The organism is Nitrincola nitratireducens (assembly GCF_000585235.1).
Classification (GTDB): Bacteria; Pseudomonadota; Gammaproteobacteria; order Pseudomonadales; family Balneatricaceae; genus Nitrincola; species Nitrincola alkalisediminis.
This window is the reverse complement of record NZ_AONB01000013.1, coordinates 37,163-63,581: the sequence shown is the minus strand read 5'-3', so window position 1 is coordinate 63,581 and position 26,419 is coordinate 37,163. Positions and strand designations below refer to the sequence as shown.

Genomic DNA, 26,419 nt, shown 5'->3' with positions numbered 1-26,419 from the left:
AAGTGATTGAAGAGGCATGGAGTAAACGCTTAAGACCGCAACTTGAAACAGAGCTGGTGAAGCAGATGCGTGAAAGTGCGGATGCCGTTGCCATTGATGTGTTTGCCAAAAACCTGAAAGATTTATTATTGGCAGCCCCCGCTGGCGCGAAAGCCACACTGGGTTTAGACCCAGGCCTTCGCACAGGAACAAAACTCGCAGTCGTTAGTGCCACTGGCCAACTCCTAGCGTATGACACCATTTATCCCCACGCCCCGCATCATAAGGAAGCACAAGCGCTCGACACGCTGACTCGCTTGATCAAGAAACATGATGTTGAACTGATTGCGATCGGAAATGGAACGGCCTCACGAGAAACGCAAACCCTAGTGAGCCAACTGCAAACACTTATCGGACAATCGGCACCTACCGCTGTGTTGGTCAGCGAAGCAGGTGCATCCGTCTACTCGGCATCTGCCTTGGCCGCCGCCGAGTTTCCCGACCTAGACGTGAGCATCCGCGGTGCCGTCTCCATTGCTCGGCGCTTGCAAGACCCGCTTGCCGAATTGGTTAAGATTGACCCTCAGTCGATTGGGGTGGGTCAGTATCAACACGACATCGACCAGAAGGCCCTTGCCAGCAAACTTGATGATGTGGTCGAAGACTGTGTGAACTATGTCGGTGTCGATTTAAACATGGCCTCTGAGGCCTTACTTAGCCGTGTTGCAGGTCTCAATTCGACCCTAGCCAGCAATATCGTGGCATGGCGAAATGCATCCGGTCGCTTTGAGCAACGAAAACAACTGTTAAAAGTGCCAAGGCTGGGACCAAAGGCCTTTGAACAGTGCGCTGGATTCTTACGCATTCGTAACGGCGCTGAGCTCTAGACAATTCGGCCGTTCACCCCGAATCCTATGACCTTGTTGCAGACATTGCGCGCTGTGTCGGCATGACGGTTCCTGAACTGTTAAATCAACCGGCTGTTCTAAAAACCTTGACTCAACGTCAAATTGATCAGCTCTCGACTGCGCGGTTTACGCTGACGGACATTTTAAAAGAACTCGAAAAGCCCGGCCGAGATCCACGACCCGAGTTTCAGTCCGTCCGATACGATCAACGGGTTCAAACACTTCAGGACCTGCAAGAAGGGATGCGACTGGAGGGGGTCATTACCAATGTAACCCCCTTTGGCGCGTTCGTCGATATTGGCGTGCATCAAGATGGACTGGTGCATATTTCACAATTGGCCGACCGCTTTGTAAGCGATCCACATAGCGTTGTACAAACAGGGCAAATTGTTCAAGTGCGCGTTTTAGAGGTGGATACCCACAGAAAGCGTATTGCTTTGTCGATGAAAAGTATAAATTAAATATCACATAGGTCGATTTCAGGACTGCATTTCAGCATGACTGGTTTATAATGCAGTCCTCATTTTTGACTGAATAGGAAGCTGAGTTTTGTCTGCAACCTTTGAGCAACATCTGCACCAGCTTGTCAGTAACGGACATGGCAACCTTCTGACACAGTTACAACATGGCATCGAGAAAGAGGGCCTGCGTCTTGATGGGCATGGGCATCTTTCACAGACCCCTCATCCCAAAGGACTTGGCTCTGCGCTGACCCACAGCGAGATTACGACGGACTACTCAGAAGCGCTGCTTGAGTTTATCACGCCCGTCTTCCACAACCCTGAGGAGATGATTCGTCATCTTGAGGATTTACACCGCTTCAGCTACGGTGTTTTAGCCGATGAAGTGATCTGGGGTGGCAGTATGCCTTGCTACATTCCTTCTGAAGATTCGATTCCTGTTGCCGAGTATGGTCATTCCAACATCGGTAAGATGAAACACATCTATCGGCTGGGCTTACAGCATCGCTACGGGAAAATGATGCAAACCATTGCGGGGATTCATTACAACGTCTCTCTTCCTGAGCAATTGTGGCCCGTCTACCAAAAAATGTGTCAGTTTGATGGCAGCATGAGTGATTTTCGCTCGGCCAGCTACTTTAAACTCATTCGTAATTTCCGTCGTCACAGCTGGCTATTATTGTATTTATTCGGTGCATCACCTGCCCTTAGTCAAAGCTTTTTGAAGGGCAAAGCTCACCAGCTGGAAACGCTAACACAGGACACACTCTATTTACCCTATGCCACCTCGTTACGCATGAGTGATCTGGGCTATACGAACAAAGCCCAGTCGAGCTTGAATATCTGCTTTAACCACCTGCAAAGCTACACCGACTCCTTGCGCGAAGCGATTCGAACCCCTCATGCACCCTATGAGGCCATTGGTGTAAAAGTTGATGGACAGTATCGACAGCTTAATGCCAACATTTTGCAAATCGAAAATGAATATTATAGCGACATTCGCCCTAAGCGTGTTGCTGAGTCTGGCGAAAAGCCGATACACGCTCTGATGACAAAAGGCGTTCAATACATTGAAGTGCGCAACACCGACATCAATCCGCTCATTCCTATGGGCATCAGCACAGAGCAAGCCTACTTTTTGGATGCATTTCTCGTGACCTGCTTACTCAGTGAAAATGATGAGCTATCATCCGACGAATGCGAAAGCATTGCTCAAAACCACCAGCGCATCGTAACACAAGGCCGCGCACCGGGTTTGACCTTACTCAGTGATGGCGTGGAAGTGCCGCGGGAAGCCTTGGCCGATAGACTACTGGACAAAATTGCAAAGACCGCCGCTGTTATGGATGAAGCCAATGGGTTTAGCTATCACAGCCATGCTGTTGAACAGCAGCGACGCTCTGTCCAAGATCCGAGCTTGACGCCCTCTGCACAGGTGTTAGAGCAGTTATCTGCCTCAAAGCTCAGCTACCACGACTGGATGTTTCAACTCAGTCTCAAGCACAAAGCAACATTAAGCCAAACACCCCTTGATGCCGTTATTCAATCCCGACTCGACAATGAAGCCATAACCTCGTTGCAAGAACAGGCCTCTATTGAAGCCAATACAGCAGTGGATTTCGACACTTTCTTGGCGGATTACCACGCCCGCAACTAGCTCACTGCTTCATTCGCTCGCCTAGTGCGCTCTACTGAGCCACTAGGCTGGTGAAAAACAGGTCACTGATTTGTGGGGCACCTGTTTCTTCAATCAAAAGGCGCTGCACGCTGTTCAGTGCTTTCTGCGCTAACAATGACTGAGATTCAATCGTCGACAAATCTCGTTCGCCCTGCTCCAAAAACAGGAAGACCAACTCATTGCGAATATGCGGAAGATGTTTATCAACATCTAAACGTGAACCATTTTCAGCGACTTGCAAAGTGACCTCTGCTTTCACGAATCTCAGCGGACCTGACTGAACCTGGCCAAAATTCGTTGTAAACGGCTTAAGCTCAACATAGCCAGGATACTCTTGCGCTTGCGCCTGCCCTACGCAAAGAATAAGCGCTAAACCTAATAATAGTCTTAATTTCATACGATTCTTTTCCTCGCTCTATTCATGTACGCCAAGCATCTTGCCTGCTCTATGATTCGCTGACCAGTTGTCGCTTCCAATCTCTGGCAGTAGTATTATGATAATTCACTTAAAGGTGTATTATGTGAATCATAATAACGTAAATAAACCCAGTACACCTTCTTGTCAGCAGGAGATCACTAAAATGCTTGAAAAATGTCGCAATGCCAAGGAGCGCTGGGGCGGTGTTAGCCGAATTATTGACCACTGGCTGGAACAAAGACAAGCGCTGATCAGCACGTTTATCAAACTCCCTGACCAACCTGTAGGTGAGCCCCTCAATAACTACATCAGTCTTTTCTGCTCCCAGTTAATTGACTACTTGTCATCAGGCCACTTTGAAGTCTATGAACAGCTTCTGCGTGAAGGTGATGAGTTTCATGATGGCAGTGTTGAAAAAGGCCAAAAACTTCTCTGCCTAATTCAGCGCTCAACGGATATGGCGCTTGACTTCAATGATCAAAACAACGGCTTCACAGAGCCCACACTCAGCGAGCTACGTGAGTTTCTCAATTCACTTTCGACCCTCGGTGAGGCGTTAGAAGAGCGGTTTGAAATTGAAGATCAAATGATCGCGGTGCTTCACACGTCTCACAAAGAGCAAGCAGCCGAAGCATGAGGCTGAGTCGACTGCTATTGGCCGCCAGCTTCGTATGTACGCTAAGTGCATGCGATAGCACAACGGGACCCGAGCGTTGGTTTGATGCCACCGCTCAGGGAGCGATGAGTGCCAGTCTCTCTAATTCTGGGCGCTATGCCATCGTTGGCTCATCTGATCACGGTGGAAGCCTTTGGGATATTCGTCAGGCTGAACGACTATACGACTGGAACCATCAGGCCGGGGGTTTTAGTGACCTTATCGCCGCAGGCTTTTCACCTGAAGGTGAGTATGCCGTGACCGCAACCACCATGGATCTTGTCTTATGGCAGGTGTCAACAGGGGAACCCATCTGGTTTTGGAGTGCTCCTGGCGAAATTCTTGATTTAGCGGTGTCACCTAATGGTGACTTTGCACTCTTAGGCCTTGCAAATCATCAAGCCGTTTTCTTTGATGTCAAACAAGGCGGTATTCGGCAAACACTCCGACACCCCGCTCGAGTGCGCAGTGTTGCACTCAGTGCCGATGGTCGTTTTGCACTCACTGGTGCCGATGACTATAGAGCTCGATTCTGGGATCTGGAAACAGGGGACCTCGTATCTGAGATTTTACTCGACAATATCGTCGACAGTGTCGCCCTATCCCCCAATGCACAACTTGCCTTCAGCTCAGGCGCACTCAGCCAAGCCGTTCTCTGGGATACGCGCAATGGTAGCTTAATCGGCTCTATCAGTGGCAATGAGACCTTTTTTAAACGGCGGTTGACGCACCTTGCTGCGCGTTTCTCAGACAATGGTGATCGCTTATTAACGGGGACAGCCTCTGGCAGCGTCTTTTTATGGGATACGAGGGATGGCAGACAACTAAGGCATTGGCAAATTCAGAAGCGCGACGTTTATGGCCCGGTAAGCACAGGTATATACGATGTTGCCTTTGATGCTGACTCAACCTACATTGCAGTTGGCAGCAATGGGATCATCAACATTTTAAGATAACCAGCACAGCTGCTGAATGGCAACTGCGCTGGCATGATCATCTGTTACTCAGGATTGACTTCAAGCAGCTCAACTTCAAAAATCAGTGTTTCATTCGGGCCAATTGCGTTGCCCATTCCACCTGGACCGTACGCCAACTTAGCCGGAATCACCAAGCGCGCTTTTCCACCTGGCTGCATTAGCTGCAAGCCTTCTGTCCAACCTGGAATCACACCATTTAGAGGGAAGGATACAGGCTCACCACGTGCGTACGAGCTATCGAACTCTGCACCATTGATCAACTCACCACGATAATGCACTTTGACCGTGTCCGTTGCACTTGGAGACGCACCTTTTCCGGCCTCTATGGCTTCGTATTGCAAACCAGAGTCGGTGGTCACTACACCCGAACGCTTGCCATTTTCAGCCAAGTACTCTTCGCCTTTTTTCAGGTTTTCTTCAGACAAACGATTAAACATAGCACGTTGTTCTTCCATACGTCGCTCTTGGTAAGCCTGCATCACCTCTCCAACTTCCTGAGGCGTCATTAAGGGCTCACCTTGCTATACACGGTTTCTACGCCCCGACGAAAGGCATCTACATCCAACTGATCGAAGTCCTGAAGCAAATTCTCACCTAGAATTAATCCTAGGCCATAGCTTAATTTTTCATTTTCAGATGTCAGTGTCTGAGCTTGAACGACAGCGGCTGACAAGAGAGTGCCCGTAAGTGCAACGGCCAGTGTAAGCGTTTTCATGAAACGTTCCTTAGATGATTCCATCTTTATTAATCAATTCGTACCCAGTTAGTGAACTTTACAACCACAAAGTTCACTCGATACTCAATCATCAGGCTTATTTTTTATAGCCTCCCTGACGAGAGCATCAGTGTACTGCTTGATCGACTCAGGCTCAATCTCTAGCGATTGGATATAGGTGTGTATATTGTCCTGCATGATTTGTTCTACACCAAGATCTACCGCTAGCGTTTGCATGTCCATCTGACTCAATTGCCACAAATGGTACAAATCAATACGCTCTGCTTCTAACTCCACTTGCTTAAAGTGCTGGTAACATTCAGGATAGTCGTGACGCCAATCGCTTTGTCGAAAGTGATAGCGCAACGCACGCAATGGGCCCAACAACTCTTTTTGCCATGCAAGAACCCTTTCATTTAAAGCGCTAGGAAAGGGTTTGCGCTGGTGGGCCAACCAGCACGCGAAAAGCACAGGTTGATCTGTACACCTTGTGCCTGAAGAGACAAACAGATATCTTCAACTCCCGCTTGACGATAAAGCTTCAACGCATAGTCCCATAAGGGATTGTTATAGATCATATCAGGGTAAATCCGCACAATGATTCAGTTACAGAACCTTAGCATACAACGTGGTGTTCAGCTCTTACTAGACGAAGCCAACTTGACACTTCATAGCGGCTGGAAAGTCGGTATTATTGGCAGCAACGGTGTGGGCAAGTCAACGCTCTTCCAACTCTTGCTGGGAAAACTGCACGCGGATGCGGGCGACTTATTGATGCCCAGTCACCTGACTCTGTCTCATATGGCTCAGGAGGTGGTTGGGTCAGATCAGAGCGCCATCGATTACCTTTTAGACGGTGACCTGCGCCTTCGTGAACTTCAAACTGAACTGCAGCAGGCCGAAAGTCATCACGAATCCGCTCAGCGCATCGGCGAATTGCATGCCGAACTCGAAAGTATTGACGGCTATCGTGCCGAGGCACGTGCCCATCAGTTACTATCAGGACTGGGATTTAAGCCCACTGATGCCAATCGCTCTGTCGCTTCATTCTCTGGTGGCTGGCGCATTCGTCTCAACCTTGCTCGCGCTTGATGTGCCGCTCAGATCTCTTATTACTTGATGAGCCAACCAACCACTTGGACTTAGATGCCACACTTTGGTTGGAACAATGGCTGAAAAGCTACCCAGGCACACTCTTATTGATCTCACATGACCGAGACTTTCTGGACAATGTTGTCAGTCATATTGTGCACATGTCGGCCAAAAAATTGACCCTTTATAAAGGCAACTACACGGCTTTTGAGCGCGCCTTAGCGGAACGCTTATCACAGCAACAAGCTGCGTTTGAAAAACAACAAGAGCGTATAGAGCAGATTGAGAGCTTTGTTCGACGCTTTCGCGCTAAAGCCAGTAAAGCGAAGCAAGCGCAAAGCCGTCTTAAAGAACTTGAGCGCATGGAGCAAATTGCCCCTGCACATATCGACAGCCCCTTTAGCTTCAGTTTTCAATGCAGCGATAAAATATCTTCGCCACTCTTAACCCTATACGAAGCCAATCTGGGTTACGCCGCATCCACTGTGCTACAGAAGGTATCGTTATCACTCACCCCAGGTGAGCGCATCGGACTGCTTGGCCCCAATGGGGCGGGCAAGTCGACCTTTATTAAAACCCTCGTCGGTGATTTATCCCTCATGTCGGGCGAAAAATCGACTGGGGAGCATTTAAAAATCGGCTACTTCGCACAACACCAACTCGAAGCCTTAGACCTCGACGCATCCCCCTTTCTTCACCTGCAACGCCTAAGCCCTCAAGCCACAGATCAAGAAATACGTAATTTTCTAGGAAGCTTTGGTTTCGTTGGTGATGATGCATTAACGGAAATTAAGCGCTTTTCAGGCGGAGAAAAAGCACGAGTGGCCTTGTCGTTAATTGCATGGCAAAAGCCAAATCTTCTCCTCATGGATGAGCCGACCAACCACTTGGATCTTGAAGTCTGCTATGCCCTCACCCTCGCTTTGCAATCCTTTGAAGGCTCATTGATTCTGGTTTCACATGATCGGCACTTATTGCGCAATACCGTTGATCGTTTCTTACTGGTGGCCGATGGACAAGTATCTGAATTCAAGGGAGATCTAGACGATTACCAAACCTGGCTCACCCAGCGTCGACGTCAAGATAAAAGTGAAGAGAGCAAACCCGATGAAACGGATGCATCAAGCAACCGCTCATTGACGGCGGCTGAGCGCAAAGAACTGAAACGCCAGCAAGCCGAGCAGAGAGCGGCCCTGCGCCCCTTAAAGCAACTCATCGAACACGATGAACGCAAAATTGCCACACTTGAACTGAAACTAAAAGAACTCGAAGAAAAACTCAGCGATACTGATTTATACAGTGCATCCCGCAAGGCCGAACTTACTCAGCATTTAGAAAGCCAACGACAGCTGCAAAAAGAGCTCAGCGAAACCGAAGAAAACTGGATGGAGCGCTTAGAGGAATATGAAGAGAAAGAAGCCGCACTCAGCCAAATGGGCTGAGTGCAGTAGCATCAATCCTGTTCCGCTATAAACTGCTTAGAGAGTGCTTCAAGGTGTATATAATGATCTTGAAACTCAGTCATTGCCTCTTGCGTGATTGCAAGCGTAAGACCCAATTGGGACAAAACACTTTCATCGATATGCTCGTCAATGGGACCGTCACATAGGTGCTGTTGTCTGAGCAGCTGAATTGAGATTTGTAATAGCTGCGTATAGGCATTTGAATCGTCTTCATTTTGAAAGCGTATCGCATGACAAACTTCAGCGGGTAACTTCCAGCTTTCAAATAGCCAAGCCGCAAGCTGCTCTCGCGTCAGCTTTAATAGTTGCTTCTCAATTAAATGGATGGATAAGTGAGGATTGGCTTCGATGTAACGCGTCAAGGTCGAAAATTGGGCCGGAAACAAATGCGCCAACAATAGATAACCAAAGTTATGCAACAAGCCTGATAAATACACTAAGCCGGGCTTAGGTCGCTGATTGACGGGCATTCGTAAAGAGAGCTGTTCAGCAAACGCCGCAACAGAAATCGACTCCAACCAAAAGGGCGTTGCACCTCTCACGCCTGTATCGGGAATATGCAACACTTTGCCCATGGCAACGCCTAAAGCTAAGTTCACGACCAGATCGAAGCCCAATACACGAATCACAGCATCCTCAAGCGAATCCACTTTACCAGGAGCGGCATAATAGGCTGAGGTTGCCCAGCTCATCACCTGAGCAGATAAGGAGGCATCGAGTCTGACTATATTGATCAGAGCCTGCACACTGGCACTCGGATCACTGCGCAAATTAACAAGTTTCTGCGTTGTGGGGCCAAAGCTAGGCAATGCAAGCGTTTCATCCAAACGCTGCTTAACACGTAGCGCCGAAAAGCGCTCCAATGCGAGTGAAATTGCTTCGACATCACTCACAGCGGGTACCTGAGCCATAATAGACTCACTCGATACGCTCAAATCACCCTGAAAGTCAGGCTTGGAATACCAAGAGGCTTTAGGGGTGAATCGAAGCCCTGTGTAAGGTTCCCAAAACTCGACTTCGGGCAAATCATAGGCTCTGATATCGACCATAAGGCTGAGGGAAAGCAGTTTTTTTTGCGCTCGTTCAGTGAGTAAATTGCCTTGACTGAAGAAACGAATTGAATCACTGCCACTCACGGGCTGAAGCAGTCGCCCTGTCACGCGCCAGACAGATGCTAAATTGAGCAGCGCACTGGCAGGTAAAATCACTAATACCTTACCCTGCTTATCGTGTAGCAGGGCTAAACGTAACACCTGCGGCTCAATTTTTGGTAATAAAGACACACCAACAGACAATTTAATACCCCACATCAATGTTTGTTTCTACACACTCACTCATCGCAGCGTCCAATCCCACCACCCAACTAAGGCCGTGTAATGCGGAATACCGAACGTAAACGACGCAGATTGCGTATAATCCTTGCCAAATGTACACGATTCGTCACAGCCAAAACCAACTGCACGCTGCACATCTGCCCCTCTTTTTCGCCACTGTCTATTTTTAAAATATTCGCATCCGCTGCTGAAACCGCCGATGCCAGATTTGCAATGATGCCGCGTTGTGATTCAACTTCAAGCACAAGCGTCACTGCGTATTCTTCATTGGTTGTTTGCGACCATTCTAAGTAAATGCATTTTTCGGGATCATCACGAAGCGCACCGATATTACCACAATCAGTCCGATGTACGACCAAGCCTTTACCCGTACTAATATGGCCAACAATATTATCCCCCGGTATGGGCTGGCAACATTTTGCATATTGCAATACCATGCCTTCGGCTCCTTTAATCGCAATCGGGCGCGATTTGGGGTCTGGCTGAATCTCTGCATTTTCATCGGATTGAACGTCAGGCCTTAAACGACGTGCCACTACATAGGCCATACGATGACCCATACCAATCTCTTCAAATAAATCTTGCAGCGAATTTAACTGAGCCTCTCGCAGCAGTTCATCCAACTTTTGCGGGTCAATTTTGTCAACATTCGAGCCATAATTACTCAAAAATTGATTCAACAAACGTCGCCCAAGTTCAACAGATTCATGGCGCTGTTGATTTTTTAAGAAATGACGAATACTGGCACGCGCTTTTCCTGTTACCACGAAATTCAGCCAAGCCATATTTGGCTGCGCTCGAGGCGTGGTGACAATTTCAACTGTTTGTCCACTTTCAAGGGTCTGGGATAAAGGCGCTAAACGGCGATTGATGCGACAGGACACACAGGAATTACCGATATCTGTATGCACTGCATAAGCGAAATCAACTGGAGTCGCCCCTCTCGGCAATTCTAATATACGCCCCTTAGGCGTAAACACGTAGACCTCATCTGGAAATAAATCCTTTTTGACGTGGTCAATAAACTCCATTGAGTCGCCAGCCCTTTGCTGCATTTCCAGCAGGCCTTGAACCCATTTGCGGGCACGGTTATAGGAACCCACAGCACTCGCCGAATCCCCATACATTTTATAGTGACTGTGTTCTGCGATGCCTTGACTGGCAACAGCATCCATCTCGCGGGTTCGAATCTGAACTTCAATCGTGATGTCTCGCGCACCGAAGAGGTCTGTGTGCAAAGACTGGTAGCCATTCGCCTTGGGAATGGCAATATAGTCTTTAAAACGTCCCGGCACTGGCTTGTATAGGTTATGCACCGCTCCAAGTATCCGATAACAATCATCAACTGTGTCGGTCACAATCCTAAAGGCAAACACGTCCATAATGTCGACAAAGGTTTTTCGCTGTGTCTTCATCTTACGATAAATACTATAGAGGTGCTTTTCACGGCCAGAGACTGTGCCTTTTAGCCCTTCGAGCTGCAGACGCGCTTGAATGGCCTTTTCGACTTGGGAGATGATGTCCTTTCGCTGCCCTCTCGCCTTGACCACAGCGCGACGAATATGGCGCGAACGCATGGGATGATAGGCTTGGAAGGCGAGGTCTTCTAATTCAACTTGCACATCTCGCATTCCTAGACGGGCGGCAACGGGCGAATAGATGTCTAAGGTTTCCCGAGCGATTCGCCTTTGCTTAACAGGCGGCATCGCACCTAAGGTACGCATGTTGTGCAAGCGGTCTGCCAGCTTCACGATAATCACGCGAATATCTTCCGCCATTGCCAAGACCATTTTTTGGAAATTTTCGGCCTGAGCTTCGGCTCGTGTTTCAACTTCCAAATGCGTGAGCTTGGACACACCATCGACGATGTCAGCAACGGCACCTCCGAACTGTTCAGAAATCCCTTCATAGGAAATCTCGGTGTCTTCGATGACATCATGCAACATCGCGGACATCAAACTTTGATGATCCATATGCATGCCCGCCAAAATCGACGCAACCGCTAGCGGATGGGTAACGTAAGGTTCCCCACTCTTGCGACGCTGTCCATCATGCGCTTGTTCAGCATAGAAATAGGCGCGCCTGACCTGTTTGATCTGATCTGTGTCCAGATAATCCGTCAGGCGCTGAGATAAGTCATCGATATTCGGCATTCACGCTCCCATTAACAGACAAAAAAGGTACGAAGCATTTGTCTGAATGGATGATGATGCCGCATAAATAGGATGAGTAAAAGAGGGAAATGTATCTTAGTGGTCGTTTAGATTATCTAAAATACTTCTATCAATCAGACCTGCGCTAATTTCACGTAGCGCGACAACTGTTGGCTTGTCGTTTTCCCAATCGACCTTGGGGTCTTTACCGCCTGTTGCCAACTGACGAGCGCGCTTTGACGCCACCATCACCAACTCAAAACGGTTTTCTAGGTTATCAAGACAATCTTCTACAGTAACTCGGGCCATAACAACCTCAGAAAAATTAAACAGTTTTATCGAACGTATTAGTATAAGCAATGAAGCCTACTATGACAAGAGATCTGTCAATAGGGAGGCGTAACGCACCTGCTGATATGATTGCTTTAAGCGCTGAGCAACAAAGATGCTGTGTAGGTCGCGTAGTGCCGTCGAAAAATCATCATTCACGATTAAGTAATCAAACTCTGGGTAGTGACTCATCTCGCTGACCGCTTCAGCCATTCGCCCTGCGATGACGTCTTCAGAATCTTGCCCACGTGCATTCAACCGCTGCAGAAGCGTGTCTCGACTCGGAGGTAAAATAAAGATACACACTGCTTCTGGCATTAAATGGCGAACCTGTGCTGCCCCTTGCCAATCGATCTCAAGAATAACATCAACACCCTGCTTAAGCTGATCGACAACCCAAGCCTGAGAGGTTCCGTATTTATTTCCAAAGACATCCGCAAACTCAAGGAACTGCCCAGCCTCGATCATGGCATTAAATTCATCATGCGAGACAAAGTTATAATCTTGCCCCTCGACTTCGCCAACACGCATGGCACGCGTTGTATGAGAGACAGACACTCGGACCTGCTGATCCTCTGCCAATAAAGCACGAACCAAGCTTGTCTTACCAGCACCAGATGGGGCTGAAAGGATGTATAACGTACCCAAGTGTGTCATCTACTGTTCCTTATTATGTTTTTTGTTAAGACGTTTAACGTCTGCAATAAACAGCTTGCCAAGCGCACAAGTTGCCATCAAATACCTTGAAGCTTTATGTGATTATATCACCTTAGAGCCTTTAGTCGTCTAGAAGAGCAGAGGAAAATGCTTAGCACAGGCAAGAAAAAGAAACTGCAAGGTTCGGCTCAGAACTGTGGCGTATTTGCTAGAGCCGTAAGATAATGCGGGCTGGGGGGAGCGTAGATAAAGTAGGAACTGCATCCGTGCAGCTGCGTCCTTGCAGCCTTAACCATCCATGAAAGGACAGAGGCTCACATCCTGTGAGCTTGCCGCAATCCTTTGCGCTCTGTCTTGAAGCTATTTTCTGTGATTCGGCTTGGAGTGTATATAGGAGTTTTTCCTAAAATGATGGTTCAGGGCGCGGTTTGATGGGTGATTATTTTGTATGTCGGTTGAAAAACCTAAATACCTGAGTATCGCATCGCCTCTTCATTATCAAGAGATGGCATCTGCTCAAATAGAGACCTATTTACTTCAGAGCACCCCATCTAATGCTTCCATTAAAGCCCAAATCCACCATCAATATCTATGTAAGCATTTCGTAGACCCATACTGGCATCCGAAACTAGATAGTTAATGGCAGGAATGATATCCGATGGCGTTAACACTCTGCCTACGGGCGTACTGCTTAATGACTCAAAAAAGTCACTAATTGTGGCATCATCCATTCCTGCTTTTGATTGAATTTCAGTTGCAGTGACACCTGGACGAATCGAATTAATACGGATATTCCGCACGGCGAGCTCCAGATTTAACACCCTTGCAAATCCTTCGAACGCAGCTTTACTAGCGCTGTAAACACCAGCGGCGGAAAATGCCTTTTGCACTGCGACAGTTGAAATAAACACCACGCTACTCGGGTTGTTTAAACAGGGTAGCAAGGACTGCAGGGTGAACACTGGACCGCTAAAATTAATAGCCATGGTGGTGTTAAAATTATCGACTGTCATTTGTTCAAAAGGTGCAGGGTAAAACACCCCCGCATTTAAAATCAAACCATCAAGCTTGATATTGTCTTGTTGTAGCTGACTAGCCATTTGCTGGATGTGTTCAATATTGGCGCTGTCACACAGCATTGGAATGACATTCCCACCCAGCATCGTAACAACGTGATTTAAACGCTCTTGGTCACGCCCTGTGATGACTAATCGAGCACCCTGGTGTAATAAAGATTGAGCGGCAGCCAAGCCTATACCAGCGGTGGCACCTGTGATTAATATCGTTTTGGCTTGAGTCGTAGTTTGCATGCGTGCTTTCCTGAGTATTTAGTGTTGACGAAGAAAAGCATACCTCGCAAAATAGGTTCCAATAAGGCACGAAAAAAGAAACTCACTGTTTCCATATAGGAATGTATATGAATATCGATACCAGCACATTGCATCTGCAATTGCCTAATTTGTATATATTTCGTCGCGTCACTCAGTTAGGCAGCTTTCAAGCAACCGCAGATGCCCTGCAACTCCCCCGTTCCTCTGTCAGCAAGAGAATTGCCCAGCTTGAAAATCAGCTTGGGCTTAGATTATTACAACGCAGTACTCGTCAGCTAAATTTAACTGAATCAGGCAAAGAGTTGCTCGCCATCACCGACTCACTAACTGAGCTGCTTAGCAATACCGTCAAGCTAACCGAGCAAGCGCACGCTAAACCCAGTGGACCTGTGAGAATAAGCAGCTCAACCATCCTAGGTCAACGTTATTTATTGCCTTTACTGCCTCGCTTAAAGCAGCGTTTCCCTGAGATCGTGCCAGAAATCAATCTTGATGATCGAGTCATTAACCTGATTGAACTTGGGGTTGATATCGCGCTTCGAGTTGGAGAATTACCTGATTCATCATTAGTTGCGCGCCGTGTCGGCACCAAATCATGGGCGTGCTTCGCCAGCCCGGATTATCTTAAGCATGCACCCAAGCTTGAGGTGCCCGATGACTTGGCCTCTCATCAATGCCTAATTTTTCGGCATCAAAAACTGGCCATGGATCACTGGCACTTTCGCAGCCCGAATGGCGAGATCCAAACGCTGCAGATCTCGCCCTCTATCGCGACTGACGATGCCCGCACCTTAGTCGAATTGGCGTGTATGGGCTTGGGGGTCATTCGGGTCGACCCAACTTTAATCCTGCCTGAGCGCGCAGCGGAAAAACTCGTCCCTGTATTAGTGCAATGGCAACACACCGATGCAGCTCCTATTCACTTAGTGTGTTTAGGTAAACAAGCACGAAGTCGTGCGGTCAATGAAGTCTGGCAATTTCTGTGTGAGCATCTCACCCTTGCATTAGCAGAACTCAAGGATGCAGACGGCACTTCTCGATAAAGACAACACCTTAAAAGAAGAGAGGTTTCAGAGGGAGTCGAGGATATTCGTAAGACAAACCATGTCCGACCACTCTAGTCTCGTCAAAAGAATCATGGTCAACCGACTGCTTTATCCACGTCACAAACATGCGTATGATGCGAAGCGGCTGCCAGGGAAGGACATTAACCTGCTAAGAATCATTGCCAATAGGATTATTATGCACCGTACAATGTTCGACACGCCTGTTGTTCGGCACCTTTTACGTGCCATTTCTGTTATTACGCTGCGTCTTGCTGGCTGGAAAGTTGAAGGTGAAATTCCTGCTGATCTGAAAAAGTGCGTGATGATTGCCGCACCGCACACCAGCAACTGGGACTTACCTTTTACCTTGATGGTTGCGTTCGTGATCAAAGCACCAATTTACTGGATGGGCAAAGACAGCATCTTCAAACCACCCTTCCGACATCTGATGATGTGGATGGGGGGATTGCCTGTCGATCGCTCGAAAGCCAATAATATGGTGCAGGCTTCTATCGACGAGATGAACGCCAGCGAGCAGATGTTTCTGCTTGTTCCTCCAGAGGGAACACGCAGTAAGGTCGACAACTGGAAGACCGGTTTCTATCATATTGCCCATGGTGCAGGCGTACCGATTCTGATGGGATTTCTGGATTTTAAGCGCAAGCGCGGTGGCTTCCTCGGTACCTTTACCACGACAGGCAATGCAGATGCCGATATAGCCTAATCCGTTCACACTACGCGGGTATAAGCGGTAAAAAGTCGTCTCAGTTCAGTCAATAACGGATTAGCTTAATAAGGAAGATCAGGGACGAAGTAAAGATTTCAGTAAGATTTCCGCTAGGTTCGTGCAATCTATCGCTAAGTTTTCATTCAATCTTTCGAGAAATTTGTGGAGTTCACAAATGTGGTTCAGATCACTACTCCACATGGGAATTATGGCACAATTACCCCAATCAATACCTATCAGCAACTTTGTCATGAATCGCAAGCCCTATGCCTTCCCCATAGCCCGTAATCTAATGGCTGAGCTCTGGTTTTAACGGCCATAATATCTTTCGGAATAGCTTGATACCAACACAGATAACGCTCTATCGCGTCTCTAACAGCCATACGCTCAGCCACAACTGTATCCACAAACACACCACGCTGGATTTCAGGGTGAAGGATTTGGCTTGTGGTTTATGTCCTTTGACTCGAACTTGTGCCTGCCACTTGCTGCGTAACTTACGGACTGTTGCCATTGAATGCTCCGACAAATCATAATCAAGTTGTTAAGATGATGTGATTCTAGGAGACCGGTCACACGGTGTCGGGTGAAATTTATGACCAGTGTGATCAGATTGTGACCAGAGTGGATTTTTGAGGGTTGCTGGCGCTGATAGAACAGATGGGAACCAGCGCGGTTACTGGGTTCCCCTTAGAATTTTAGCCTGGGTGACCAACGGTTTATTTATCTGTTGTTCTAGCAGTATTTGAAAGTCCTTAATCATAAAAAACCACTAAACGACTGCCTCCCATGATCAACCAAGACATAAGCACCTTATCTCTAATTTATCTAGGAAACATGCAAACCTTCTGATATGGTCAAGTAGGTCATTAGATTAGGCTTTTGTTGTAGTCTATCGTTTAAGAGAATCAAATATATTGTAGTATTAAATACCTCATAAAACGGACGGTTAACGTCACTTGGAGCTAAACTTGAGCACAACAAACAAACATGGACTTTCTCGCTATATCCCTGCCCAAATAGCCCGAGATGTGCGTGTCCGCTCAAAATTTGGTTGTGTTCTATGTCGATCTGCCATTTACCAGTATGAACATATTTCTCCAGAATTTAATGACGCCAAGGAGCACACAGCTGTCAACATTTGTCTGCTGTGTGGTCGATGTCATGACAAAGTGACAAAAGGGCAGGTATCTAAACTTAGTGTCAGAAATGCATACGAAAATATTCAGCGAGATGCCTCTGCAAAAAGACCATTTGACGACTTTGTGCTTGATACTCAGCAACTAACAGTGGTTCTCGGTTCAAGCATATTCCATGGTGCAAAAGCCTTAATTGAAATTGATGGAAAGTCAGCCTTGGCTATTGAGCCACCAGAAGATGGGGCATTTTTTCCAACTATCACTGGTGTATTTTCGGACAACAAAGGCGATGAGCTATTTCGTATTGAAAAAAACATGTGGTCTGGTCACCCAGCTGCATGGGACATGACCGTTGAGGGAAACGAAATCACTATACGCTCTGGGCCTAAAAAGGTAGCGTTTAAATTAGTTATTGACCCCCCGAGTAAAATCATCGTAGAACACCTTGATATGAAATCAGGTAATGCCTATTTAAGACTCAGAAAAGGCTCACTGGAAGTTGGTAGAATTACTACATATGCGGAGTATTTCATAGGATTTCAACACTTCGAGTGCGCTGGAGCAGAGGTTGGAGTTAGCGTCGATTCGAAAAAAATAGAATCACCAACGCTACGCAACTTGAAGATGATAGGTGGGAAAGGTGTCGAGCTTGAGGGCACGGGTATAACGGTGGGACTGGGAGCGGCAACGATGACAATAAGTGGTTTATCCATTGAACATGCGACTAAACATTATACAAAACGATTGATGATTCCATTTGACGGTACAAACAGAGAGTATAGCGAAATACTACCTCCTCGCATTTAGAACGGGTAGCGGTAATCGGGGGTCTGTACCCCTCAGTCTCCAAAACACCTTGCACACAGAGTTTTGAACACTACCTGCACGCGGCTCCACACAAAGCCAGGGGTGACTCCCTTCGGCTCGAAATTTGATTTTAAAACCACAAAACAGTAACAAGGCTGTTACGGTCAATCATCTGGCAACAGCCTTGCTTTTCTAAAAAGCTATAAAGAAAACTTTATGTTCATTGCACTAGAAGCCAAACTGGCAATCCTTTTCTAGCATTTCTTTTAATCTCATTGAAACCAAACTCTATAGTACAATTACTAACAATCGTTCCTGTTTGATAAGTATTTTCATTAATCCACTGGCCTTGTGAGCAACTACCTTTTACCCTAGGGTTGATTTTATAACCTTCGTTAGGTGTTAAAGTGAACTCAGCGACTTGTCCATTCAGCAAAGATAGTGAATTATGGTTTATCTCTCCACCAAAATTTACATTAGCTGTAACAAGTGATTGACCTACGCGGACCAAACGTAAAATAAACGTTGTGCCGTGATTTGTCGGTTGATTTTCTACACAACCATAATTAAAGTCAACTACCATAACGTCACGTTCCTTGTGAAACAGCAAAGTAGTCGACGATGCATAAAGCCCAGAATATGTGTTTGGGAATGCATATTTATTTATAGGTGGTAAACCAAAGGTACGACTTTCAAAGCTATCATGCAGTCTAAAGTATCGTAATTTGCACCATATTCACTAGTATCTGAAAAATAGACAATTGTTGCTAATTGATCTATATCTGGCAAAACAAAATCATCAGTTGGTTCAAAAGATAACACATCCTGCCAGTAATGTTTTTTTGGACCACCAATACAAGTTCTGCCATTCCATTTCTGTCCTAAAGAACATCTCTGCCACTCTAAACCTGTTACTAAGTCTTTAACAATACTTCCATCTTCAATCACCTCATATCGAATATTCTCTTGACTCATACGAACTAGACGAACTGAGAAAGGATTTATCTTTTCACTAACCAATGTACCACCAGTCGTAAATGATAAAACATTTGATATTTGATTATTTGAAAATGACTCTGATGATGTCCAGTATATACCACTACTATTGGCTGGTGTATTAGGGAAAATATTATTATTAATTGTAGGCGAATTAAACTGTCCTAATTGTCCACACATTTGTTGATTACCATTAGAATCATATTTATTTGTATTTGAGCAATACACAATACTTCTCAACTGATTCTGATCAGGTAAAGCAAATCCATCTGACGTCTCAATATTCATCGCTTCATACCAGTTAAAAGCACTTGGTGCTCCGATACATGTACTGCCATTCCACGTCTGCCCTACACTACAACGCTGCCACTCTAGATTAGTAACCAAGTCACGAATAACACTACCGCCTGCAATTATTTGATAACGTGAATCATCTTGTGCGACACGAACCAAACGAACGTGACCAGAGGAAGTAAGTCCATTGAACACACCTCCCAGCCCAAAGTGAACACCCATTACACCAGAGCTATAACCAGATGATGCAGACCAATACCAATCCCTAGGTGTGTTAGGGAAATATTGATTATTTATAGAAGGCACTTGATCATCAAAACCACCACATGGCGAGTAACCATCCTCCCATCCATATCGATCGCTCTGCACGCAATAAAGTAGCGTTGCCAGTTGATCTATGTCGGGCAAATGGAAGCCTCCCAGAGCCGACATATTCAAGGAAGCACTCCAATTATAATATAATGCTGCACCAACACATGTACTGCCATTCCATGTCTGTCCTACACTACAACGCTGCCACTCCAAACCTGTCACTAAATCACGAACAATACTACCACCTTCAACTATCTGATAGCGCTCACTGGAAGCATAGGCTTGAAAAGAAGTTAAGATAATTAAAAACACTGTGAGTAAGAGAAAAAACTTGCTTAGCTGCTTTGTTACAACGAATTTTTTATCCATCTCTTTGATTCCATGAATGTGAATGGGTTAAAGTCAAACAAGCCATCCTAGTTTCGCGTTCAGTCTAGCTATGAAGGTATTGAAGAAGAACTCATCTTGGATATGAGCGATCCTGTAAAATCAAATAGCAAGGGGTGTACTCTGTAGCGTTTTAGTAGGCACTGATATACTAATATAAGTACTTTTACCTATCATCAAAAATTTTAGCCCACCTAAGAGATTTTTCAGAGTAAAAAGAAAAAGTTAAAGGCCAAAGAGCTTGAACAATTCGTATCTAGGATCGTTCAAGATTTGCAAGGGCAATACCAGAGAAAGATACCAAACAAACTCAATAATTTGAGAAATCCAGACTATCGCCACAAAGGATTCAAACAACGAACCACTCCTCCGGCCCTAATCCACCCTCCACTGTGACCAGATTGTGACCAACTGCGGTTTTGCGTCTTCTGACAGCTCTTCAACCCGCGCCCGTGGCTCAGCTGGATAGCGTAGCAGCTTCCGAAATTAACCAGAAAAAACAAGGATTTTTAGAAAACAAACACTTATGGCGCGCCCGGAGGGATTCGAACCCCCGACCAACAGGATCGGAACCTGCTACTCTATCCAGCTGAGCTACGGGCGCATAAGAAGAGATAACCCAAGAGGCGCTAATAATACGCATTCTATCTAAGCTTGCCAAGTCTTACGCCTTAAGAACTATTTTCACAGCATTTCCGTAAGGGATATTTGCAGGTATAATCAGCCACTGATTTTATAAGCGGTATTGTCTACGCTCTGCTCTCTATGGATTTTGTTCTTAGGGCTGAACAGCAATAGGCATCTACGCAAACTATTAAAAAGAGTGATGAGGTCTACAACGTGAACAAATTTGTTGCAAAAGCTGCTTCTGCACTGTGCACCCTTGGTTTAGGCGTGGTTCTTGCCACTGCTGTTAACGCAGCGGCAGACCGTGATGCCATCATCGAGCGTATCAAGCCGCATGGTCAAATCTGTGTCCAGGGAGACGATACATGCGGTACGCCGGCAGCGGCTGCTGTGGCAGCGTCTTCGTCAGCGGGTCGCTCTGGTGCTGATATTTACAACCGCTCCTGCGCAGCTTGCCACGGCAGTGGTATCTTGGGCGCACCTAAGTTCGGAGATGGCGCGATGACCGCTCGACTGAACGATCACGGAATGGACGGACTGATGGCAAACGCGATTAACGGTATCAATGCCATGCCGCCTAAAGGAACCTGTAATGACTGCTCTGACGACGAAATCCAGAGCACAATTCAGTACATGTTAGACAACGACTAAGTCGCTCTGCACTACACCTGTCGATACCCTAATCCTTAGATAGGGTATCGACAGCTATTCACACATCTTTCCTAAAGATCGTCAAATAGATTCTTCAAACTTGAAATAGTGGCACGGCCTCGAGCTAAGTTCTGTGATGGAGAAACCTCGCCCAGTCCTTCTGACTCTAAATCATCTGCCGGCAGCTCATCGATAAAACGACTTGGCGCACATTCTTGCCATTCGCCATACTGGCGTCTCTTTTTAGCCAGGGTGAGTGTCAGAGTTTTTTGAGCTCGCGTAATGCCCACATACGCAAGGCGCCGCTCTTCCTCTATGGTATCAGACTCAATACTATTGCGATGCGGTAACAGCTCCTCCTCCATCCCCATTAAAAACACATGAGGAAACTCTAGCCCTTTTGATGCATGCAAGGTCAATAATTGCACACGATCTGAATCGTCCTCTTCCTCTTGGCGATCCAATAGATCGAGCAGAATCAAACGAGACACCGCATCATTGATCCCCGCATCGGGATCCTCTTCTTGCAAACGCTCAAGTGTATTCTTTAATGATTCGACCAAGAACCAGACGTTTTGCATGCGCTTTTCAGCAACCCCTTCGCTTGAGCTGTTCTGTCGAATCCAGTCCTCATAATCCATATCCAGAATCATCTGACGTATGGCATCAATGGGATCACCTGACTGACACTTCTCATATAACTGCGCTATCCAATGACTGAAGCGACGCAACCGCTCACAGGCTTGAGCAGGCAAGGCTTGTTGCAATCCCATTTCTTCGCAGGCTTCAAACAAGCTGATTTGCCTTGAGCTGGCATACTCACCCAAACGCTCAAGGGTCGTCGGCCCGATCTCCCGGCGCGGTAAATTGACGATGCGCAAAAAGGCATTGTCATCGTTCCGATTAATCAGCAATCGCAAATACGCCATCAAATCTTTAATTTCTGCGCGTGCGAAGAAAGACGTTCCCCCACTCAATTTATACGGTACTTGAAAACTCTGCAGCTTCATCTCCAGAATCCGTGATTGATGGTTGCTGCGGTAAAGAATGGCAAAGTCTTTAAACGGAATGCGTTGGCGTAAATGCCGATCTAAAATTTCCGTTGCGATACGTTCGGACTCTGCATCATCGTTACGATTGTGAATAATCCGAATCGGCTCTCCATATTCTTTATCGCTCCAGAGGGTTTTCTCGAACACGTGCGGATTATGATTAATCAGAATATTGGCAACTTTTAAGATCCGTCCCGTAGAGCGATAGTTTTGCTCCAGCTTAACAATCCGTAAACTGGGGAAGTCTTGTTGTAGCTGCACCAAGTTTTCAGGGCGAGCACCACGCCAAGAGTAAATGGATTGGTCATCGTCACCAACCACCGTTAAGGCACCACGACCCGCCACCAGCTGCTTAACCAGTCGATATTGCGATAGGTTGGTGTCTTGGTACTCATCCACCAACAGATAACGAATTTTACGCTGCCATCGCTCCAACACCTCAGGATTACGCTCAAATAAGCGCACCGGGGTCAAAATTAAATCATCAAAATCCACGGCATTGTAGGCCCGTAAATGCCGCTGATACGCCTCGTACGCACGTGCTGCTAAGATCTCATGGGGTACCAAAGCAGTCGAAAGCGCTTGCTGCGGATCCAACATCTCATTTTTCCAAGCCGAAATCCTATGCTGTACATCGGCCACCTGATCAGCATCCTCATCTTGATGCAACAGCAAATCCTTTAACAAGGATTTGGTATCCTGATCATCAAAAATCGAGAAACCGGGCTTATACCCCAAGGCTTTGTATTCTTTGCGAATAATATTTAAACCCAGGTTATGAAACGTAGACACGGTCAACCCACGCCCCTCTCCTTTTTGCAGCAAGGTCATGGCACGTTCTTTCATTTCACGTGCGGCTTTATTTGTGAAGGTAACCGCTGCAATATGACGGGCTTCAATGCCACATTCATTGATGAGATAGGCTATTTTTCGTGTAATCACACTGGTTTTACCCGATCCAGCACCGGCCAACACCAACATGGGTCCATCAATGTACAACACGGCTTCTTTTTGTCGCGGGTTTAGCCTATTCATCTACTTTTCACATTAACTTGTACGAAACAATTGTTTGAGTTGAGCCTTAAGCATGGTAATCTCAAACCTCTGATTTGATCTAAGTCGCTAGTATGACATGGACTCTGTTGTTTTCAGAGTATGGCTGCAATAGGACTGCAGGCATAACCGAGGGTGTAACTGTATGTCACCAGTTGTTGAGAGGGATAACCGAGTTATTCCTGAATTCCAACTGATTCTGGTTGATAATAACGAAAATAGCCAGATCACCGAAAGGCTTTGTCGACTTTTATCTGAAATAGGGTCTGTTTCACGCGTTCCATCCATTGATGCCATTTGTCAATCAAAACAACATGGGGCGACACGTTACTTAATTGTGCCAATGGATGATCCGACACCAGAACCTACCTATCCATTTGATGGATACGACCCACTTACAGGGGTTGGAAATCGAGCCTTTCTTTATAAATCCCTACAAAAGACACTACTGGAGTTATCGTCACCCTTTGCACTCGTGAGCTTAGATATTGATCGATTTTCGACGCTGAATCATCAATATGGGCAAGCCATGGGAGATGCGTTGGTGAAGGCCTTAGCCCAACGATTACTGCACTTTGCACCCGCATCATTTGTCTCACGCATGGGCAGTGATGAGTTCTGCTTTATTGTCCACTTTGAGCCTAAACAAACTCGACGACAGGATGTTCGACATCTGATTGATCACCTCTTAGAAACCCTGGCGCCCGCCTATCAAATCGGGTCACACGAGGTGTCTCTATTTTGCAGTCTAGGCATCGTGTTAGCCCCCCAGCATCATCAAGATGTTGATCAGCTAATCAATTACGCCAACCTAGCCAGAACGCGTGCGAAGCACACCCATGGACATAGTTTTGCCATTTACGATGACTATCTAGATCGACACTCGCGCACCACCGCCGCACTCGAACCTGAGCTTTGGCGAGCCTTGCAAAAAGAAGAGTTTTGCTTGTATTACCAGCCTCGTGTCTGCCTTAAAAGCGGCAAAATAATTGGCGCTGAAGCGTTAATTCGTTGGCAACACCCTCTTCTGGGACTTATTTTACCCGATCACTTTATTCAGCTCTGTGAGCGATCAGGCCTTATCGTACCCCTAGGGTATTGGATTGTGGAACAAGCAGGCAAGGATATCCGGACATTTCAACAAACCGGATTAGAGGGACATGTCAGCGTCAACTTGTCCTTTCGACAGTTTCAGGATGACTATTTGGTCAGCTCCCTTGAGCGTTTGATCACACTCTACCCTAGCCAACCACAAATGTTAGAATTTGAGCTTACCGAAACGGCCTTATACACCGATGAAGCACACGTCATTCAGTGTATGAAGGCTATTTCCGATTTGGGCATTGAGTTCTCACTGGATGATTTTGGAACGGGCTACTCTTCCTTTTCAATGCTGCAAAAACTGCCCATCTCAACGCTGAAAATTGACCGTTCTTTTATCGCAGGCATTGGCCAGCAGGCCGACGACGAAGAAATTGTCCGAACCCTCATCCGATTGGGTAAAAATCTGAACAAAAACATCATCGCTGAAGGTGTCGAGAATGAACAGCAGCGTGCTTTCTTAGTCGAGCATGACTGCCTTCTCGGACAAGGTTTTTATTACAGCCCGCCCGTTACACCTGCCGCGTTTATTCAATTGCTTAATCAGCAATCGGCTGCAACTGCCCTCTAAACGCCAAAGCCTCGAGCAGGTGCATTGTTTGCACTTGCTCGTCACCTGCTAGATCGGCCAAAGTTCTTGCAACGCGTAAGACTCGATGGCAACCCCGAGCGGACAATGAGAAGTTTTTCATTGCCGCGGTCAGAAGTCCTTGGCCATCGTCTGTCAACAAACAATGCTGATCCAGCAAGCGGCCATTCAGATGACGGTTGCTAAAGCCCTGACGACTCAACTGCTTCTCTCTGGCGGCAACGACTCGCTTGCGCACGTCAAGACTCGATTCAGCTGGACACTGGCGATTCAACAAAGTGTCCGGTGACAAGGCCGACACCCAAAGTTGTATATCGATACGATCAAGCAAGGGGCCTGATACGCGTCCTTGATAACGCCGTACTTGATCAGGTGAGCAGCTACAACGATCCGTTCCATCTTTCGCATAACCACAGGTACAGGGATTCATGGCAGCCACCAACTGGAACGATGCAGGAAAACAAACCTGTCGCGTGGCACGCGAGATCATGATCGAGCCTGTTTCGATGGGTTCTCGCAGCACATCCAGCACGCGACGGGGAAACTCAGGTAACTCATCTAAAAACAAAATGCCTTTATTGGCTAACGAAATTTCACCCGGCCGCGGATGAGAGCCACCACCGACTAAGGCAACAGCGGATGCGGTATGATGCGGATTGCGAAACGGACGAATACCTGCACATGCCGCATCAACCTGATGTCCCGCGATGGAATGAATCGCGGCCACTTCTAAGCGCTCATCCATCGTCAATTCGGGCAGAATACCCGGCAAACAGGATGCTAATAAGCTTTTCCCACTGCCAGGAGGCCCTGTGAATAGAATATTATGCTCACCGGCTGCAGCAACTTCTAAAGCACGACGTGCTTGTAACTGACCTTTGACCTCAGCCATATCTGGGGCCGTCGTCACGCCAAGGTTAACTGGCAAGGGAACATAAGGTTCTATTGGTTGTTTGCCCTGTAAGTGTGCAAACACCTGCAACAAATGAGTTGCCGGTAAGACACAGGTATCCCCAATCAAGCGCGCTTCCTGTGCACAGGCATCGGGTAGGATGAGACTTCGTTTTGCTTTCCCACAGGCGACGGATGCCGGCAGAGCACCCCGTATAGCACGCACCTCACCCGATAAGGAGAGTTCAGCAATCATTTCATATTGATCGAGCGATTTACACTTTAACTGACCCGATGCTTGCAAAATGCCAATTGCAATCGCTAAGTCATAACGACCGCCCTCTTTTGGCAAGTCTGCAGGGGCTAAATTTATGGTAATTCGACGCTGAGGAAACTCAAAGCCTGCCGTTAAAAGCGCACTGCGTACACGCTCCTTACTTTCTTTAACGGCGGTTTCGGGCAATCCAACAATGGATAGGGAGGGAAGTCCACCGGAGAGATGAACCTCAACAACGACTTGGGGCGACTCAATGCCCACTTGAGCACGGCTAAATAGAACCGCTAATGACATAAAAACCTTCCTTGGTTAATGAGCA

23 protein-coding genes, 1 tRNA gene and 2 pseudogenes are annotated in these 26,419 nt (G+C 46.9%); 11 read left to right on the top strand and 15 right to left on the bottom strand.

Going from position 1 to position 26,419, the window contains the following annotated elements; translation table 11 throughout:
* Positions 1 to 2: 2 nt before the first annotated feature.
* From D791_RS21005 to gshA, 3 genes are all read left to right on the top strand, one after another.
* Positions 3 to 866, top strand: a complete 864-nt coding sequence (locus D791_RS21005) for a helix-hairpin-helix domain-containing protein (protein ID WP_051514473.1) — start codon at positions 3 to 5, stop codon at positions 864 to 866.
* Positions 867 to 910: 44 nt separating this feature from the next.
* On the top strand, positions 911 to 1,348 hold the full coding sequence (locus D791_RS21000) for a S1 RNA-binding domain-containing protein (RefSeq protein WP_237748629.1): 438 nt from the start codon (positions 911 to 913) through the stop codon (positions 1,346 to 1,348).
* Positions 1,349 to 1,436: 88 nt separating this feature from the next.
* Positions 1,437 to 3,005: a glutamate--cysteine ligase gene (gene gshA, locus D791_RS11705; protein WP_051514471.1), complete on the top strand. Its 1,569-nt coding sequence runs from the start codon at positions 1,437 to 1,439 to the stop codon at positions 3,003 to 3,005.
* 31 nt (positions 3,006 to 3,036) lie between these two features.
* Here the strand turns inward: gshA and D791_RS11700 are convergent, their stop codons facing one another.
* Positions 3,037 to 3,423: a flagellar basal body-associated FliL family protein gene (locus tag D791_RS11700; RefSeq protein WP_036511832.1), complete on the bottom strand. Its 387-nt coding sequence runs from the start codon at positions 3,421 to 3,423 to the stop codon at positions 3,037 to 3,039.
* A gap of 184 nt (positions 3,424 to 3,607) precedes the next feature.
* On the opposite strand from D791_RS11700, the gene D791_RS11695 reads away from it, so the two are divergent.
* The gene (locus tag D791_RS11695) at positions 3,608 to 4,081 is read left to right on the top strand and encodes an Rsd/AlgQ family anti-sigma factor (RefSeq protein WP_036511830.1); all 474 of its coding nucleotides are present in this window, start codon (positions 3,608 to 3,610) and stop codon (positions 4,079 to 4,081) included.
* Positions 4,078 to 5,055, top strand: a complete 978-nt coding sequence (locus D791_RS11690) for a WD40 repeat domain-containing protein (protein WP_036511828.1) — start codon at positions 4,078 to 4,080, stop codon at positions 5,053 to 5,055. The genes D791_RS11695 and D791_RS11690 overlap by 4 nt, the downstream gene beginning before the upstream one ends.
* Before the next feature lie 44 nt (positions 5,056 to 5,099).
* Here D791_RS11690 and D791_RS11685 read toward each other — a convergent pair whose 3' ends face one another.
* The 3 genes and pseudogenes from D791_RS11685 to D791_RS11680 all read right to left on the bottom strand — a co-directional run bounded on the left by D791_RS11685 (position 5,100) and on the right by D791_RS11680 (position 6,369).
* The gene (locus tag D791_RS11685; RefSeq protein WP_237748624.1) at positions 5,100 to 5,582 is read right to left on the bottom strand and encodes an FKBP-type peptidyl-prolyl cis-trans isomerase; all 483 of its coding nucleotides are present in this window, start codon (positions 5,580 to 5,582) and stop codon (positions 5,100 to 5,102) included.
* Positions 5,582 to 5,791, bottom strand: a complete 210-nt coding sequence (locus D791_RS20995) for an FKBP-type peptidyl-prolyl cis-trans isomerase N-terminal domain-containing protein (RefSeq protein WP_237748623.1) — start codon at positions 5,789 to 5,791, stop codon at positions 5,582 to 5,584. Before D791_RS20995 ends, D791_RS11685 begins: the two co-directional genes overlap by 1 nt.
* Positions 5,792 to 5,875: 84 nt before the next feature.
* Positions 5,876 to 6,369: pseudogene (locus D791_RS11680) on the bottom strand (TIGR02444 family protein).
* A gap of 19 nt (positions 6,370 to 6,388) precedes the next feature.
* On the opposite strand from D791_RS11680, the pseudogene D791_RS11675 reads away from it, so the two are divergent.
* A pseudogene (locus D791_RS11675) lies at positions 6,389 to 8,325 on the top strand (ABC-F family ATP-binding cassette domain-containing protein).
* 11 nt (positions 8,326 to 8,336) lie between these two features.
* Here the strand turns inward: D791_RS11675 and D791_RS11670 are convergent.
* The 5 genes from D791_RS11670 to D791_RS11650 form a co-directional block, all read right to left on the bottom strand.
* Positions 8,337 to 9,656: an HDOD domain-containing protein gene (locus tag D791_RS11670; protein WP_051514470.1), complete on the bottom strand. Its 1,320-nt coding sequence runs from the start codon at positions 9,654 to 9,656 to the stop codon at positions 8,337 to 8,339.
* 53 nt (positions 9,657 to 9,709) lie between these two features.
* Positions 9,710 to 11,833: a bifunctional GTP diphosphokinase/guanosine-3',5'-bis pyrophosphate 3'-pyrophosphohydrolase gene (spoT, locus tag D791_RS11665; RefSeq protein WP_036511824.1), complete on the bottom strand. Its 2,124-nt coding sequence runs from the start codon at positions 11,831 to 11,833 to the stop codon at positions 9,710 to 9,712.
* 96 nt (positions 11,834 to 11,929) lie between these two features.
* Positions 11,930 to 12,142, bottom strand: a complete 213-nt coding sequence (gene rpoZ, locus D791_RS11660) for a DNA-directed RNA polymerase subunit omega (RefSeq protein WP_036511822.1) — start codon at positions 12,140 to 12,142, stop codon at positions 11,930 to 11,932.
* Between the two features lie 60 nt (positions 12,143 to 12,202).
* Positions 12,203 to 12,820, bottom strand: coding sequence for a guanylate kinase (gene gmk, locus D791_RS11655; protein WP_036511820.1), 618 nt, complete (start codon positions 12,818 to 12,820; stop codon positions 12,203 to 12,205).
* Between the two features lie 563 nt (positions 12,821 to 13,383).
* Positions 13,384 to 14,130, bottom strand: a complete 747-nt coding sequence (locus D791_RS11650; RefSeq protein ID WP_036511818.1) for an SDR family NAD(P)-dependent oxidoreductase — start codon at positions 14,128 to 14,130, stop codon at positions 13,384 to 13,386.
* Between the two features lie 107 nt (positions 14,131 to 14,237).
* Here D791_RS11650 and D791_RS11645 point away from each other — a divergent pair, with 107 nt between their 5' ends.
* Together D791_RS11645 and D791_RS11640 are read left to right on the top strand one after the other, a co-directional pair.
* Positions 14,238 to 15,194: a LysR family transcriptional regulator gene (locus D791_RS11645; RefSeq protein WP_036511816.1), complete on the top strand. Its 957-nt coding sequence runs from the start codon at positions 14,238 to 14,240 to the stop codon at positions 15,192 to 15,194.
* On the top strand, positions 15,172 to 15,921 hold the full coding sequence (locus D791_RS11640) for a lysophospholipid acyltransferase family protein (protein ID WP_202806865.1): 750 nt from the start codon (positions 15,172 to 15,174) through the stop codon (positions 15,919 to 15,921). Before D791_RS11645 ends, D791_RS11640 begins: the two co-directional genes overlap by 23 nt.
* A gap of 364 nt (positions 15,922 to 16,285) precedes the next feature.
* Here the strand turns inward: D791_RS11640 and D791_RS20050 are convergent, their stop codons facing one another.
* On the bottom strand, positions 16,286 to 16,438 hold the full coding sequence (locus D791_RS20050) for a hypothetical protein (RefSeq protein WP_157682342.1): 153 nt from the start codon (positions 16,436 to 16,438) through the stop codon (positions 16,286 to 16,288).
* A gap of 457 nt (positions 16,439 to 16,895) precedes the next feature.
* Here D791_RS20050 and D791_RS19025 point away from each other — a divergent pair, with 457 nt between their 5' ends.
* Positions 16,896 to 17,870, top strand: a complete 975-nt coding sequence (locus tag D791_RS19025; RefSeq protein ID WP_051514469.1) for a hypothetical protein — start codon at positions 16,896 to 16,898, stop codon at positions 17,868 to 17,870.
* Between the two features lie 220 nt (positions 17,871 to 18,090).
* Here the strand turns inward: D791_RS19025 and D791_RS11630 are convergent, their stop codons facing one another.
* From D791_RS11630 to D791_RS11620, 3 genes are all read right to left on the bottom strand, one after another.
* Entirely contained in the window at positions 18,091 to 18,453 is a 363-nt protein-coding gene (locus tag D791_RS11630) for a hypothetical protein (protein ID WP_036511814.1), read from the bottom strand.
* Between the two features lie 80 nt (positions 18,454 to 18,533).
* Positions 18,534 to 19,841 carry a DUF1566 domain-containing protein gene (locus D791_RS11625; RefSeq protein ID WP_036511812.1) on the bottom strand — a complete coding sequence of 436 codons (1,308 nt, stop codon included), beginning with the start codon at positions 19,839 to 19,841 and terminating at the stop codon, positions 18,534 to 18,536.
* 545 nt (positions 19,842 to 20,386) lie between these two features.
* Positions 20,387 to 20,463 (bottom strand) — tRNA-Arg (locus tag D791_RS11620).
* A gap of 236 nt (positions 20,464 to 20,699) precedes the next feature.
* On the opposite strand from D791_RS11620, the gene D791_RS11615 reads away from it, so the two are divergent.
* On the top strand, positions 20,700 to 21,137 hold the full coding sequence (locus D791_RS11615; RefSeq protein WP_081763848.1) for a c-type cytochrome: 438 nt from the start codon (positions 20,700 to 20,702) through the stop codon (positions 21,135 to 21,137).
* Between the two features lie 71 nt (positions 21,138 to 21,208).
* On the opposite strand, the gene rep is transcribed toward D791_RS11615, so the two are convergent.
* Positions 21,209 to 23,224, bottom strand: a complete 2,016-nt coding sequence (gene rep, locus D791_RS11610; RefSeq protein ID WP_036511808.1) for a DNA helicase Rep — start codon at positions 23,222 to 23,224, stop codon at positions 21,209 to 21,211.
* Positions 23,225 to 23,387: 163 nt separating this feature from the next.
* Here rep and D791_RS11605 point away from each other — a divergent pair, with 163 nt between their 5' ends.
* Positions 23,388 to 24,914, top strand: a complete 1,527-nt coding sequence (locus tag D791_RS11605; RefSeq protein WP_051514468.1) for a putative bifunctional diguanylate cyclase/phosphodiesterase — start codon at positions 23,388 to 23,390, stop codon at positions 24,912 to 24,914.
* Here D791_RS11605 and D791_RS11600 read toward each other — a convergent pair.
* Positions 24,883 to 26,394, bottom strand: coding sequence for a YifB family Mg chelatase-like AAA ATPase (locus tag D791_RS11600; protein WP_036511806.1), 1,512 nt, complete (start codon positions 26,392 to 26,394; stop codon positions 24,883 to 24,885). The two genes, D791_RS11605 and D791_RS11600, sit on opposite strands and share 32 nt — an antisense overlap.
* Positions 26,395 to 26,419 lie beyond the last annotated feature (25 nt).